Genomic DNA, 13438 nt, shown 5'->3' with positions numbered 1-13438 from the left:
CGAGCCACGCCACGTTCCCTCGTCCGGCGAACCGTGCTCCGCCGTGTCCGTGTCCCCGTCCGGTGGCCCGGATCACGTTCCCCCGCCCGGCGAGCCGCGTTACGAACCCCCTCCCGGGCCGGGCAGGCTGGCCCTGTGGATCCTGCTGTTCGCCGCGGCGGCACTGGCCGTTGTCCTCGGTGGGATCTACTTCACCTGAGCCGGACGGGGTGCGGACCCCTGGACGCCGATCCGGCCGGGCAGGCAACGTGCCCGGCCCGGCCAACGTCTTGCCTGGTGGCGGCCGTTGTCAGTGGGGCGGCGTAGGCTGCGAAGCGGTGGGGGCACCTGCCCGGGACCGCGTACGACGGTGTGCGCGGGTCCGTCACGCACGGGGAAGATCGCGGGGGAGCGATGAGCACGACCGACGCCGGGGTTCCGGCGATCACGCTGACCGAGGCGGAACTGGACCGCTACGTCACCCACGCGCCGACGCGCGGCCTGCTCACGGTCACCGGCCTGCCCCCGGTGACCGACCTGCTGACCTTCTCCCCGCTGCGCACGCACGGCCTGCGCACCCTCGCCGACGCCGCCGACGGCCCCCTGCGCCTGGCGGAGGACCTGCGCGGCCGGCTGGTCATAGGCGAACTGCTCACCCCGGCCGGGATGGAGCGCGAGTCGATCCTGCTCGACGGCGCCACGGGCGAGCTGACCACGGCGTTCCTGCGCGACCCGTACGACGCGCGCCCCTTAGCGTCGTCCCTGCACACGCTGCTGCGCTTCGCGGCGGTCACCGAGGAACTCGCGGGCCTGCGCGGCCGGTTCGCCTCCCTGGCGGGCCAGTACGGCCCGCAGACCGTGACCGAGGCGTCCCGCCGCCTCCTCACCCTCTTCGAGGAGGACTCGGACGGCGAGGTCCCGCCGTACTGGAAGGCGGCGGCCCTGATCCGCCCCCTCGCCCTGGTCGCCGGCCCCGGCACGGCTTCGGGGCTCGCCCTGGACGTGCCCGCGCGGGTGCTGGACCAGGAGTTCGGGCACGGCAGGGTGACCAGGTTCGAGGAGGTCGACTTCCCGCCGACGCTCACCCACGAGCCGACGCGCCGCTTCCTGCGCGAGACGGGACTGCCGGAGTCCGGGGTCCTGTACCAGGCCGACACGGACGTCCCGCTGCCCACGCTCCGGGAGTACTTCACCGAGGAACGCCCCGACCGCCCCGTCACCGACCTCCCGGCCCACTGCGACCACCTGATCCGCCTCGGCCACCTCAGGGACGAGACCAGCCTGGTGGTGGACGGCAGAACGGGCACGGTCCTGACCTTCAGCGAGCCGGACGCGACGCTCCACCCCCTCAACACCGACGTCTCCACACTGGCGTTCACCCTGTGGCTCATCCACCACGAGCGCGTGATCGACACCCACCTGGGCCACGAACTGGCCACCCACGCCTACGACCACCTGGTCGCCCTCATGATCCACACCCTGCAGTCCATAGACCCCACGGCCACCCTCCCGGAAACGACCTGGCACTACTGGACCCACGTGCTCCAGGACGAGACGGGCGGGGTGCTCTGACGCGTCCGGTCACGGCCGACCGCCCGCCCCTGATCGGCCATGCTGCCGGGCTTGGGATGCCGTGACCTGCGATCAGGCGGCGGCTTTCTGCCGGGCCATCTGCCGGGCCCGGTCGTTCAGCTCCCGTACCTTCGGGTTCTTCAGGTACGGGCGGATGCGTCGCCGCATGATGTCGAAGTGTTCATCGGCCCGCGATGAACTGAGCGTCGCGTAGTCGTCCAGGAAGGCGTGCCAGGTCGCACACGCCGCCTCGACGTGACCGACCTCGAACTGCCGCTGGGCGAGCAGTCCGTTCGCGTGGGCGTTGCCCTGCTTCTCCTTCGGCGGGCGGACCCGGTTCGATGCCTGCATGGCCGTGATCGACCCGGGGACATCGCCCAGGGCGTGGAGCACGGCGGACTGGTGGAAGAAGTAGGCGGCCTGGTCATAGCCCCCGACGGCGTCCCGCCGGTTGTCCGCCTTCGCCAGGGCGGCTTCGGTCTCCCTGAGCCGAGAGAAGGCCTGCCGTCGGTCGCCGACCAGCGCGGCCCCGTGCGCTTGCTGCCCCCGCAGGAAGGCGACAAGGCGCGGACCGGCGGAGGGTGCGGCCTCGGCGGCGGAGTCCGCCAGTTCCAGAGCCTTGTTCGCATGCCGGAGGTTGGCGGCCTGGAGCGCCATGCCCCGCAGGGTGCGGCAGTACGTCACCTGATCGTCCGCCGCTTTCGCCAGGCCGAGGGCCTGCCGGTAGTACCGCTGGCCAAGGCCGTGCGCGCGCTCGTACATGGCCATCCACCCGGTCAGGTAGACCAGATCGGACGCGGCGGCCCGCATGTCCTTCTTCACGGCATCGTGGCCATCGGCCCGAAGGTACGAGGCGACCGAGTTCACAAGGAACGCGGCAGCCATGGGCCGCGCGTGCGCGCCTCCCAGTTCGTCGAGAATGCCGGCGATCCTGTCCGTCATGCTCCGGACCACGGCGACGTCCCCGGCGCCGATCCGGACGGTGCGGCCGGCGGCCTGGTGTTCCAGCCGGTCCAGCGTTTCTTCTGCGTCATCGAAGCGCGGTACCGCCAGTGTGGCCGAGTAGAGCGCGGTGGTCAGGACCGTGCGGCGAGATGGGTCCATGTCTGCCCTTCCGGTGTGAACCAGACCCTCAATGGTGTTCAGGTCGTGCTCGCCTGTCGCTACGTCCAATCCGGTCACGGTGGTGGGTGAGCCGAGTCCCGCTTCCTCGAGGGTGACTGGGCGCCCGGTGCGGCGGGCCAAGGCCTCGATGACGACAGGGCGGACATTCTTCCGGGGCATCGTGCCGTCGAGCCAGTGCTTCACGGAGGACTCGTCGTAGGTCAGCCGAAGCCCCCGCTCGGCACCGGTCCGGTTCACGGCCGATGCCAGTTGCCCGTACGTCCAGTCAGCTTCATCGAGCAACCGGGCGAGGCTTTCGTTCGGCTGGCGCTTCGGCATGTCGACCACTCTCCGCGAACTCGAAGTTCAAGTCGTTCAAGTTCTGCCCCGGCTCCCACCGTACCGCTGTGGGCGACGACTTGGTTGCGTAGAGCGACAACGTCAGTGAGAGGCGAGCAATGCGAGCAACTCGAGGAGCCGCCGCGGCTCCAGCCCATCGGTACCGCACTCCGGTCGCTGTCCGGCGACCGCTCCCCGGCGTGTGGGCGGCCCTATGAGGCAGCGGACCTATCCCGGCCCGCCGGTGGATCTGCCGCTGGACGGGTGGCTGTACGAGGCCAGGCCGGAGCCCGGTTGTGCCAGATGCGTGGAGCTGAAGGCGCAACTCGACCGTGCCACGCGGCGGGGCGAGGCGAGCGCGCGCTTCGAGGCGGCCCGCAGCATCCGGCAGTGCGCACACGAGGCCGCCGGGTGACCACGGCGGTGGAACAGAGAAGCCGGCCTTGATCCTCCGCTTCCCGTCTCGGCGGGAACTCCGCTCGCCCTGTGCAGGCCCGAGAGCCGGCAGGGGAGCGGCCAAAAGCGCCCACCCCTCGGTCTAGATCTTCGCGGGACCGGACCGAGGGGTGGGTCGGCAAGTGCACAACGGCCGTGGGAAGGCCCCTCGGCCGCAGCTTGAGAGAGGCAGAAGCCCATGACCCTCAAGGAAGCACTCGGCAGGAAGGCTACCGCGCGCGGTGGCGGCGACGACGGCGGCCACGGGTCCGACAACACGGACATCGAGGACGGCGACGGCCAGGGCGGTTCCGGTTCTCCCGGTCACCTGCACCTCTCCTGACCCCTTCCGAACCCCGAAGGGAGTCCTCCGGTTTCTGCCGGGGGACTCCCCCCCCATGCTCACGAGAGTCACGCCATGCATCTCCTAGTGGTCGACTGGGACTACTTCTTTCCGACTCCCGCATCGGGAGCGCCGGTTGACGAGGACGCGCACTTGTACGCCTGGCCCGTCGCCGAGGACGCCGTACACGTCGAGATGATCTGGCTCCAGCGAGTCCGCGCATTCCTGAAGGCGGGTGTACCCCTGCCGTACTGCGAGGGCTTCTTCGACTTCTGGGACCGGTTCGGCCTCTCCTCGGACGCGACACTCTTCTATGCCGACTCCAACGCGTGGGCCGGACAGCTCTTCCCCTCGAACCTGGGCGGGAACGGGCCGTGGGAATCGGTGCACCTGTACGACGCTCACCACGACTGCGGCTACCCGCCGAACCACCGCACCTTCGATGAGTGGACGGCCAAGGGTCCCATCTCCGCCGAGAATTGGCTCCTCGCCCACTACTGGTACGGATCGAAGGTGTACGTCCACTTCCCGCCATGGCGGGAGTCCATGACGAGACCCGCCGAGCGGCCCCTGATCCCGGTGACCATGACCATCGACGACGGCCGTCCGCCCGGCGTCGTCTTCGACGCCGTGTTCGTCTGCCGCTCCGGGGCATGGGTACCGAGCTGGTGCGACGAACAGTTCGGCACCTTCCTCGCCCGTTGCCCCGCCGCCCGGCGCGTCGAGATCCCCCAGAACCTCTGGAACCAGCCTCGCCCGGACGTCTTGCGCATGGCGGAACTGGAATGGAGGGTGAAGGGGGCACGGCAGCGGTGACGACCGGACCGCGTGGACCTAGGTCAGGACCAGCCAGCGGCGGCCGTCGATCAGTTCGCGTGCGGCGTCCAGGTGGCCGGCGTGGCAGGCGGTCTCGGTGATGACGTGCAGCAGCACGTCACGCAGGGTGTGCAGGTGCGGTTCGCCGAACAGGCCGCGGGGCCACCAGGCCAGGGTGGCGTCGGCAGGTGTCGCGGTGATGACGGCGTCGGCGAGCTTCGCCTCCTGTCGATACCGGTCGAGCACGTCACCGGCCGGCACGTCGGGTTCCACCCGCCACGCCTCGTCACCGCTCGTCAGCCCGGCGATGACCTCCTCGTCACCGGCGACGACGGCACGGAACCAGAACCGCTCCACGTCCAGCGTGAGGTGCTGCACCAGCCCCAGACAATGCCAGCCGGACGGCAGCACGGGCCGCCGCAGGGCCGCCGCGTCGAGCCCGTCGAGGATGCCGAGCACGTGACGCCGCTGCCCGTCCAGGACCCGGAGAAGCGCCCTGATCTCGTTGTCCGGGCCGACTTCACTCGAGTTGCCGATCACTTCCACTCAGGGTTCTCCATTTCCCGTTGCTACGGGGGAAGTCCACCGACACACAGTAGTCAGACGGGATCAGGCGCTCTCGGGCTCGTCTATCGGCCGACGCCACCACTCCGTGGACTTGAAGCAACCCATCAGCCAGTGTGCTTCGGCGTCATTGAGGATGATGTGCCCGACCGACGGGATCGGACGGAAGCGGAGCATGGGCTCCTCGATGGGGATGGGGTCCCAGTCCAAGTCATGGTGGAGCAGGATCGCGTGCGGCTCCCCGCGGCGTTGCCAGAAGACCATGGGCTCGAAGTACTCGTTCTCGAAGGGCTTGACGATGTCGTCCGTGGCGAACTCGACGTCCGCCATGTCCGCCCACCTGCCGACCCCCTTCCGTTCCCAGGCCAGGTACTGCCGCATCGTCCGCACGAACGTGTCGATGTTCGTATCGTCCAGAACGGCATCTCGCGAGATGACGATGGACTTCGCCGTCTTGCGCAACGCCTCGGCCCTGCGGAGCTGACGGGTCGCGTTGGCCCAGAAGAGCCCACCACGCTCGGGGTCGTGGACCACGCACAGCACGGGAAGACTGCCGTCGCGCCAATTTTCCCCGTGATCACCGACCCGTACACGGTGACCGCGTCTGGTCCGGACCGCGACCCCACCCTTGACCTGAACGGCCACGGAGTCCTCCGTCCGCTGTCCGCCGTGGACAAAGGTGACATGAAGATCCTCGCCGTGATCGTTGCCACCGTCGATCTCCTGGACGATGTGTCCGTGCCGCTCCAGCAGCGCGCGCACCTCATTCACAGCCATGCGCCCGATGCGCCGGCTCTCAGGCACCTTCGGCATCCAGCCCCCCTCACGATGTGCGGGGACCAGGTTAGAGCCAACCACTGACAACCGCTGGGCTATCCGGCCGACCACCCGCCAGTGGTCGGCCGTAGCGTCGGTGTGGAGGCCGTGGCGGGAATCGAACCCGCGTAACTCGCTTTGCAGGCGAGTCCCTAAACCACTCGGGCACACGGCCGTGTTGTGTTGTCCCACTCGGCCGCGGTGGAGAGTCGCGGCCGTGTTGGTGAGACGAACGTATGGGGTGGGGTGGGCGGGGCTCAAGGGGGGCGCGGGGGATGCAATGCGACTGCCATACGGCGTTCATGAAGCGGTGGTGGGCGTACGACCAAGGGATGAGGGGAGGTGGGGCTCCTGACAGGGGTCAAAGTTGGTTGTGAGCCTTACCCTGACGGGCATGAGCGCCCTCGAATCCCGCGACCCCGCTGTCCTTGATCCCCCGGCCGGCCAGGCGACCGGTGTGCTGAGCCGGGCCTACCGGGCGCTCAGTGTCGGCATCGTGTCCGTCGTCGTGCTGATCGCGTTCGAGGCGACCGCCGTGGGCACGGCGATGCCGGTCGCCGCGCGGGAGCTGGACGGCCTGGCGCTGTACGCGTTCGCCTTCTCCGGTTACTTCACGACCAGCCTCTTCGGCATGGTGCTCGCCGGCCAGTGGTCCGACCGGCGCGGCCCGCTCGGCGCGCTGACCAGCGGGATCGGGGCCTTCGCCGCGGGCCTCGTCGTCGCCGGGACCGCGCAGGCCATGTGGGTGTTCATCCTCGGCCGCGCCGTGCAGGGGCTGGGCGGCGGGCTGGTCATCGTCGCGTTGTACGTCGTCGTGGGCCGGGCCTACCCCGAGCGGCTGCGGCCCGCGATCATGGCCGCGTTCGCCGCCGGGTGGGTCGTACCGTCCATCGTCGGCCCCCTCGCCTCCGGCGCCGTCACCGAGCAGCTCGGCTGGCGCTGGGTGTTCCTCGGCATTCCGGTCCTCGTCGTGTTCCCGCTCGCCCTCGCCCTGCCCCAGATACGCCGGCGGGCGGCGGGCCCGGTGGACGAGCGGGCCGGTGCCGCCGCCTTCGACCGGCGGCGGATCCGGCTCGCGCTCGGGATCTCCCTCGGCTCCGGGCTCCTCCAGTACGCCGCCCAGGACCTGCGGCTCCTCTCCCTGCTCCCGGGGCTGGCCGGCGCGGCCCTGCTGGTCCCCGCCGTCCTGGGACTGCTGCCCCGGGGCACCTACCGGGCCGCCCGCGGCCTGCCCTCCGTGGTGCTGCTGCGGGGGCTGGCGGCCGGGTCCTTCATCGCCGCCGAGTCCTTCGTCCCGCTGATGCTGGTCACCCAGCGCGGGCTGTCGCCGACCCTCGCAGGGTTCTCGCTCGCGGCCGGCGGCGGCACCTGGGCGCTGGGCTCGTTCGTGCAGTCCCGGCCGCGCCTGGCGCCGTACCGGGAGCGGCTGATGACCCTGGGCATGGTGCTGGTCGCCGCCGCGATCCTGACCGCGCCCAGCGTGCTGATCCACTCCGTGCCCGTGTGGACCGTCGCCGCCGCGTGGGGCGTCGGCTGTTTCGGGATGGGGCTGGTGATCTCCTCCACCAGCGTGCTGCTGCTGAAGCTCTCCGCCCCCGAGGAGGCCGGCACCAACTCCGCCGCGCTCCAGATCTCCGACGCCCTGTCCAACGTCGTCCTGCTGGCGGCGGCCGGCGCGGCCTTCGCCGCCCTGGGCGGTGGCAGCACCGCCGCCACCACGGCGGGCGACGGCGGCCGTCCCGCCGCCTTCGCCGCGGTCTTCCTGCCGATGGCCGTGGTGGCGCTGGTGGGCTCCTGGGTGACGACGCGGCTGCGGGAACGCAGCGCGCACCCCGAGTGACCGGTGGTGGTCATGGTGGTCGCGGGGCCGCTGTGATGTCGCTCCCACCCGGGGGCGACCCCGGCTCGTTCACGCCGTGCGCGCGGGACGGCGCCGGTAGGGTGGCCCGGTTGTCGTACGTAGCCGCCCGACCCTGATCCACGGAGACCGTGACTACCACCGCCGCATCCTCCGCCACCTCCGCTTCCTCCCATCACCTCTCGCCCGCCTTCCCGGGCCGGGCCCCCTGGGGTACCGCCAGCAAGCTGCGTGCCTGGCAGCAGGGGGCGATGGAGAAGTACATCCAGGAGCAGCCGCGCGACTTCCTCGCCGTCGCCACGCCCGGCGCCGGCAAGACGACCTTCGCGCTGACCCTGGCCTCCTGGCTGCTGCACCACCACGTCGTGCAGCAGGTCACCGTGGTCGCCCCCACCGAGCACCTGAAGAAGCAGTGGGCCGAGGCCGCGGGCCGGATCGGGATCAGACTCGACCCGGAGTACAGCGCGGGCCCGCTCGGCCGGGAGTACGACGGCGTCGCCGTGACGTACGCCGGTGTGGGCGTCCGCCCGATGCTGCACCGCAACCGGGTCGAGCAGCGCAAGACCCTGGTGATCCTGGACGAGATCCACCACGCCGGTGACTCCAAGTCCTGGGGCGAGGCATGCCTGGAGGCCTTCGAGCCGGCCACGCGACGGCTCGCGCTGACCGGTACGCCGTTCCGCTCCGACACCAACCCGATCCCCTTCGTGACGTACGAGGAGGACAACGCGGGCATCCGGCGGTCCGCCGCCGACTACACGTACGGGTACGGGTCCGCGCTCGCGGACGGCGTCGTCCGGCCGGTGATCTTCCTCTCCTACAGCGGCAACATGCGCTGGCGCACCAAGGCCGGTGACGAGGTCGCCGCCCGGCTCGGCGAGCCGATGACCAAGGACGCGGTCAGCCAGGCCTGGCGTACGGCCCTCGACCCGCGCGGCGAGTGGATGCCGAGCGTGCTGCGCGCCGCCGACCAGCGGCTGACCGAGGTCCGCAAGGGCATCCCGGACGCGGGCGCGCTCGTCATCGCCTCCGACCAGGACTCCGCGCGCGCGTACGCCAAGCTCATCCGGGAGATCACGGGGACGAAGGCGACGCTCGTGCTCTCGGACGACGCCGGCGCCTCGAAGAGGATCGACGAGTTCAGCGCGAGCGACGACCGGTGGATGGTCGCCGTCCGCATGGTGTCCGAGGGCGTCGACGTGCCGCGGCTCGCGGTCGGGGTGTACGCCACGACGATCTCGACGCCGCTGTTCTTCGCGCAGGCCGTCGGGCGTTTCGTACGGTCCCGGCGGCGCGGCGAGACCGCGTCCGTGTTCCTGCCGACCGTGCCCGACCTGCTGACCTTCGCCAACGAGATGGAGAAGGAACGGGACCACGCCCTCGACAAGCCGAAGAAGGAGGGCGAGGAGGACCCGTACGCCGAGTCCGAGAAGGAGATGGAGGAGGCGAACAAGCAGCAGGACGAGGACACCGGCGAGCAGGACATGCTGCCGTTCGAGGCGCTGGAGTCCGACGCCGTGTTCGACCGGGTGCTGTACGACGGCGCCGAGTTCGGCATGCAGGCCCACCCCGGGAGCGAGGAGGAGCAGGACTACCTGGGGATTCCGGGGCTGCTGGAGCCCGAGCAGGTGCAGTTGCTGCTGCAGAAGCGGCAGGCCCGGCAGATCGCGCACAGCCGGAAGAAGCCGGATACGGAGGCCGACCTGCTGGAGCTGCCGGCCGAGCGGCGGCCGGTGGTGACGCACAAGGAGCTGATGGAGCTGCGGAAGCGGCTGAACACCATGGTCAGCGCGTATGTGCACCAGAGCGGTAAGCCGCACGGGGTGATCCACACCGAGCTGCGGCGGGTGTGCGGGGGGCCGCCGAGCGCGGAGGCCACGGCGGGACAGCTGCGGCAGCGGATCGCCAAGGTCCAGGAGTGGGCGACCCGAATGAAGTGACTGGGTGTGTGCGGTGGGGCCGGCTCGGCGGGTGAGTGGTTGCCGTTGCGGGGCCCTGCCCGGGGCCCCGGCGGTGGGGCGCGTGGGTGGGCTGTGAGGATGCCGTTCGACTCGGTTTCGATGCCGGTCGGTGTGCGTATCCGGACGAATGCAGCCAGGCCGGATCTGCCCTTGCCCGGATTCTGGACTGAGACTTCCGCTCAGCGAACCCGCTTCGCTACTGTCCGGCTACGCACACGCCCCGTGGCAGCGCCGCCGCGGAGCGCAGCCGTGAAGCGACAGGGCCTGGAGCCGCCGGGCCGTCCTGCCGATCGGCGGCCTCTGAAGCGCGTCGCCGACGGGACTCGGTGACGCATCCGCCGCTCAGGGACCCGCCGACCTCACCGCCGAAGGAGTGGGCGTCGTGACCGCGGAGACCTCTCAGACGCTCGACCGGGGACTGCGCGTCCTCAAGCTGCTGGCCGACACCGACCATGGGCTGACCGTCACCGAGTTGTCCACCAAACTGGGCGTGAACCGGACCGTCGTATACCGGTTGCTCGCCACCCTCGAACAACACGCGCTCGTACGACGGGACTTGGGCGGCCGGGCCCGGGTCGGCCTCGGAGTGCTGCGACTCGGCCGGCAGGTGCATCCGCTGGTACGCGAGGCCGCGCTGCCCGCACTGCGTTCCCTCGCCGAGGACATAGGGGCGACCGCGCACCTGACCCTGGTGGACGGCTCGGAGGCGCTCGCCGTCGCCGTGGTCGAGCCCACCTGGACCGACTACCACGTGGCGTACCGGGCCGGTTTCCGGCACCCCCTCGACCGGGGAGCCGCGGGCAGGGCCATCCTGGCCGCGCGCCAGTCGCCGTCCGCCGACCCCGGCTACACCCTCACCCACGGCGAACTGGAGGCCGGCGCGAGCGGGGCCGCCGCGCCGCTGGTCGGGGTCACCGGCGTCGAGGGCAGCGTGGGCGTGGTGATGCTGGCCGACGCCGTACCGGAGCGGGTCGGCGAGCGGGTGGTGGAAGCGGCCCGCGAGGTCGCCGAAGCACTGCGCTGACCGCGCGGCCCGGACACGGCGAGGGCCCCCGCGGCCCTCACGTTAGATTGATTCCGTGCTCTCACGTCTCACACGCCCCCAGGCCCTCGCCGTCAGCGCGCTGCCCGTCGTGGCCCTGCTCGCCACGGCGGCGTTCGCGCCGCTGCCGTTCTCCGTGGCGCAGCCCGGCTCGACGGCGAACGTGCTCGGCGAGAACCAGGGCACCCCGGTGATCACCGTCTCCGGCACGCCGACCCGCAAGACCAGCGGGCAGCTGCGGATGACCACGATCGTGGCGACCGGCCCGGACGCCCGGGTCTCCCTCGGGGACGTGGTCGGCGACTGGTTCCGTACCGACCGGGCCGTCATGCCGCGCGACTCGGTCTATCCGAAGGGCGACACCGTCAAGGAGATCGAGAAGCACAACCTGGCACAGATGCGCGAGTCCCAGGACTCGGCCACCCAGGCGGCCCTGAAGCACCTCGGGCTCAGCGCCGACAAGGTCAAGGTCACGCTGCGCCTCGCCGACGTGGGCGGGCCCAGCGCGGGCCTGCTGTTCAGCCTCGGCATCATCGACAAGCTGGACGGCGACGGCAGCGGTGGCGACCTCACGGGCGGCCGCACCATCGCCGGTACGGGCACGATCGACGGCTCCGGCAAGGTCGGCGCGGTCGGCGGGGTGGGCCTGAAGACCCAGGCCGCGCGCCGGGACGGGGCGACCGTGTTCCTGGTGCCGAAGGCGGAGTGCGCCGAGGCCGAGGCCGAGCTGCCCGAGGGGCTGCGCCTGGTGCCGGTGACCACGCTCAAGGGCGCCGTCGACGCCCTGGTGGTCCTGGAGAAGGGCAAGGGCCCGGTCCCGAGCTGCTGAGCCCCCGCCGAAACCCCGGCCCGCCCCCGCCCGCTCACCTCCCCTCCCGCGCCGCCTGTTCCACCAGCGGGATCACCCGCAGCGGTACCGGTGTCTCCATCACGATCGTCGTGGAGGCCCGGACGATGCCGTCGAAGCCCACCACCCGGTCGATCACCCGTTGCAGATCGGCGTTCGAGCGGGCCACCAGCCGGCACAGCATGTCCCCGTTGCCGGTGGTGGTCAGCAGTTCCAGCACCTCCGGCACGGTCGCCAGGTGCGCGCGGACGTCGGCGCCCTGGCCCTGGCGGATCTGGAGGGTGGCGAACGCGGTGACCGGGTAGCCGAGGGCCGCCGGATCCACCTGCGGGCCGAAGCCCCGGATGACCCCGTTCGACCGCAGCCGGTCCAGCCGGGCCTGCACGGTGCCCCGCGCCACCCCCAGCCGCCGGGACATCTCCAGCACGCCGACGCGCGGTTCCTCGGCCAGCAGCACGATGATCCGCCCGTCCAGATGATCGATCGCCACGGGACCCCCTGAGATGGTCATCCTGTACAGAAAGACCGTATGAACGGCCGTACCGCTGAACAGAATGCCCAGCGGATTCGCGAACTATTGCGCACCTTGCAGGGCGGGGCCACCCTTCGGGTATGACGCAGACCACACACCACACTCCCGACACGACCACCCGGCAGGACGACCCCTTCCCGGTCAAGGGAATGGACGCGGTCGTCTTCGCCGTGGGCAACGCCAAGCAGGCGGCGCACTTCTACTCCACCGCCTTCGGCATGCGGCTGGTCGCCTACTCCGGACCGGAGAACGGCAGCCGCGAGACCGCCAGTTACGTGCTGGAGAACGGCTCCGCGCGGTTCGTCCTCACCTCGGTGATCAAGCCGGTGAGCACCTGGGGCCACTTCCTGGCCCGGCACGTCGCCGAGCACGGTGACGGCGTCATCGACCTGGCCATCGAGGTCCCGGACGCGCGCGCCGCGTACGCGTACGCCGTCGAGCACGGCGCCCGCGGCGTCACCGAGCCGTACGAGGTGAAGGACGAGCACGGCACGGTCGTCCTCGCCGCGATCGCCACCTACGGCGAGACCCGCCACACCCTGGTCGACCGCTCCGGCTACGACGGGCCCTACCTGCCCGGTTACACGGCGGCCGAGCCGCTCGTCGAGCCGCCCGCCGTGCGCACCTTCCAGGCCATCGACCACTGTGTGGGCAACGTCGAACTCGGCAGGATGAACGAGTGGGTGGCCTTCTACAACAAGGTGCTGGGCTTCACGAACATGAAGGAGTTCGTGGGCGACGACATCGCCACCGAGTACAGCGCGCTGATGTCGAAGGTGGTCGCGGACGGCACCCTCAAGGTCAAGTTCCCGATCAACGAGCCCGCCATCGCCAAGAAGAAGTCCCAGATCGACGAGTACCTGGAGTTCTACGGCGGCGCCGGCGTCCAGCACATCGCGCTCAACACCAACGACATCGTGCAGACCGTGCGCACCATGCGCGCGGCCGGCGTCGAGTTCCTCGACACCCCGGACTCCTACTACGACACCCTCGGCGAGTGGGTCGGCGACACCCGGGTGCCGGTCGACACCCTGCGCGAGCTGAAGATCCTCGCCGACCGCGACGAGGACGGCTACCTGCTCCAGATCTTCACCAAGCCGGTCCAGGACCGGCCGACGGTGTTCTTCGAACTCATCGAGCGGCACGGCTCGATGGGCTTCGGCAAGGGCAACTTCAAGGCCCTGTTCGAGGCGATCGAGCGCGAGCAGGCCAAGCGGGGCAACCTGTAAC

The 13438-nt window shown here is 70.7% G+C and carries 14 protein-coding genes and 1 tRNA gene; 10 read left to right on the top strand and 5 right to left on the bottom strand.

All coding sequences use genetic code 11. The features are described 5' to 3' along the window. Positions 1–43: 43 nt before the first annotated feature. Both IE251_RS19460 and IE251_RS19455 read left to right on the top strand, forming a co-directional pair. Entirely contained in the window at positions 44–199 is a 156-nt protein-coding gene (locus IE251_RS19460; RefSeq protein ID WP_189754248.1) for a hypothetical protein, read from the top strand. Between the two features lie 194 nt (positions 200–393). Further along, complete coding sequence (locus IE251_RS19455) at positions 394–1551, top strand: SUKH-4 family immunity protein (protein WP_189754247.1); 1158 nt, start codon at positions 394–396, stop codon at positions 1549–1551. A 72-nt stretch (positions 1552–1623) separates the two neighbouring features. Here IE251_RS19455 and IE251_RS19450 read toward each other — a convergent pair whose 3' ends face one another. Continuing rightward, complete coding sequence (locus tag IE251_RS19450; protein WP_189754246.1) at positions 1624–2994, bottom strand: NsdA family TPR-like regulatory protein; 1371 nt, start codon at positions 2992–2994, stop codon at positions 1624–1626. Positions 2995–3208: 214 nt separating this feature from the next. Here IE251_RS19450 and IE251_RS19445 point away from each other — a divergent pair, with 214 nt between their 5' ends. The 3 genes from IE251_RS19445 (at position 3209) to IE251_RS19435 (ending at position 4588) form a co-directional block, all read left to right on the top strand. Then, a complete protein-coding gene (locus IE251_RS19445; RefSeq protein WP_189754245.1) occupies positions 3209–3409 on the top strand; it encodes a hypothetical protein in 201 nt (66 codons plus the stop codon). A 219-nt stretch (positions 3410–3628) separates the two neighbouring features. After that, positions 3629–3772 carry a hypothetical protein gene (locus IE251_RS19440; RefSeq protein ID WP_189754244.1) on the top strand — a complete coding sequence of 48 codons (144 nt, stop codon included), beginning with the start codon at positions 3629–3631 and terminating at the stop codon, positions 3770–3772. Positions 3773–3847: 75 nt separating this feature from the next. Beyond that, positions 3848–4588 carry a hypothetical protein gene (locus IE251_RS19435; RefSeq protein WP_189754243.1) on the top strand — a complete coding sequence of 247 codons (741 nt, stop codon included), beginning with the start codon at positions 3848–3850 and terminating at the stop codon, positions 4586–4588. A gap of 18 nt (positions 4589–4606) precedes the next feature. Here IE251_RS19435 and IE251_RS19430 read toward each other — a convergent pair whose 3' ends face one another. The 3 genes from IE251_RS19430 to IE251_RS19420 all read right to left on the bottom strand — a co-directional run bounded on the left by IE251_RS19430 (position 4607) and on the right by IE251_RS19420 (position 6143). After that, positions 4607–5128 (bottom strand): DinB family protein, encoded by a 522-nt coding sequence (locus IE251_RS19430; RefSeq protein WP_189754242.1) that lies wholly within the window; start codon positions 5126–5128, stop codon positions 4607–4609. A 69-nt stretch (positions 5129–5197) separates the two neighbouring features. After that, a complete protein-coding gene (locus IE251_RS19425; protein ID WP_229896848.1) occupies positions 5198–5965 on the bottom strand; it encodes a DUF4365 domain-containing protein in 768 nt (255 codons plus the stop codon). 103 nt (positions 5966–6068) lie between these two features. Then, positions 6069–6143, bottom strand: a tRNA-Cys gene (locus IE251_RS19420). Positions 6144–6362: 219 nt separating this feature from the next. On the opposite strand from IE251_RS19420, the gene IE251_RS19415 reads away from it, so the two are divergent. The 4 genes from IE251_RS19415 to IE251_RS19400 all read left to right on the top strand — a co-directional run bounded on the left by IE251_RS19415 (position 6363) and on the right by IE251_RS19400 (position 11658). Next, positions 6363–7808: an MFS transporter gene (locus tag IE251_RS19415; protein WP_189754241.1), complete on the top strand. Its 1446-nt coding sequence runs from the start codon at positions 6363–6365 to the stop codon at positions 7806–7808. Between the two features lie 149 nt (positions 7809–7957). Further along, positions 7958–9766 carry a DEAD/DEAH box helicase gene (locus tag IE251_RS19410; RefSeq protein WP_189754240.1) on the top strand — a complete coding sequence of 603 codons (1809 nt, stop codon included), beginning with the start codon at positions 7958–7960 and terminating at the stop codon, positions 9764–9766. Between the two features lie 403 nt (positions 9767–10169). Then, positions 10170–10811, top strand: a complete 642-nt coding sequence (locus IE251_RS19405; protein WP_030782776.1) for an IclR family transcriptional regulator — start codon at positions 10170–10172, stop codon at positions 10809–10811. Between the two features lie 55 nt (positions 10812–10866). After that, positions 10867–11658 (top strand): S16 family serine protease, encoded by a 792-nt coding sequence (locus IE251_RS19400; protein WP_189754239.1) that lies wholly within the window; start codon positions 10867–10869, stop codon positions 11656–11658. Between the two features lie 34 nt (positions 11659–11692). Here IE251_RS19400 and IE251_RS19395 read toward each other — a convergent pair whose 3' ends face one another. Continuing rightward, positions 11693–12187, bottom strand: coding sequence for an Lrp/AsnC family transcriptional regulator (locus tag IE251_RS19395; RefSeq protein WP_229896847.1), 495 nt, complete (start codon positions 12185–12187; stop codon positions 11693–11695). Positions 12188–12288: 101 nt separating this feature from the next. Here IE251_RS19395 and hppD point away from each other — a divergent pair, with 101 nt between their 5' ends. Next, positions 12289–13437, top strand: a complete 1149-nt coding sequence (gene hppD, locus IE251_RS19390) for a 4-hydroxyphenylpyruvate dioxygenase (protein WP_189754238.1) — start codon at positions 12289–12291, stop codon at positions 13435–13437. Position 13438 lies beyond the last annotated feature (1 nt).

Source organism: Streptomyces eurythermus (assembly GCF_014649115.1).
GTDB lineage: Bacteria > Actinomycetota > Actinomycetes > Streptomycetales > Streptomycetaceae > Streptomyces > Streptomyces eurythermus.
The sequence above is the reverse complement of the archived record's forward strand: the minus strand, read 5'-3'. Positions and strand labels throughout refer to the sequence as shown.

Bases quoted from the DNA above. Each gene is read 5' to 3' on its own strand.
- IE251_RS19455 (WP_189754247.1), top strand. From the start codon at position 394: ATGAGCACGACCGACGCCGGGGTTCCGGCGATCACGCTGACCGAGGCG.
- IE251_RS19450 (WP_189754246.1), bottom strand. From the start codon at position 2,994: ATGCCGAAGCGCCAGCCGAACGAAAGCCTCGCCCGGTTGCTCGATGAA.
- IE251_RS19445 (WP_189754245.1), top strand. From the start codon at position 3,209: ATGAGGCAGCGGACCTATCCCGGCCCGCCGGTGGATCTGCCGCTGGAC.
- IE251_RS19440 (WP_189754244.1), top strand. From the start codon at position 3,629: ATGACCCTCAAGGAAGCACTCGGCAGGAAGGCTACCGCGCGCGGTGGC.
- IE251_RS19435 (WP_189754243.1), top strand. From the start codon at position 3,848: ATGCATCTCCTAGTGGTCGACTGGGACTACTTCTTTCCGACTCCCGCA.
- IE251_RS19425 (WP_229896848.1), bottom strand. From the start codon at position 5,965: ATGCCGAAGGTGCCTGAGAGCCGGCGCATCGGGCGCATGGCTGTGAAT.
- IE251_RS19415 (WP_189754241.1), top strand. From the start codon at position 6,363: ATGAGCGCCCTCGAATCCCGCGACCCCGCTGTCCTTGATCCCCCGGCC.
- IE251_RS19395 (WP_229896847.1), bottom strand. From the start codon at position 12,187: ATGACCATCTCAGGGGGTCCCGTGGCGATCGATCATCTGGACGGGCGG.
- hppD (WP_189754238.1), top strand. From the start codon at position 12,289: ATGACGCAGACCACACACCACACTCCCGACACGACCACCCGGCAGGAC.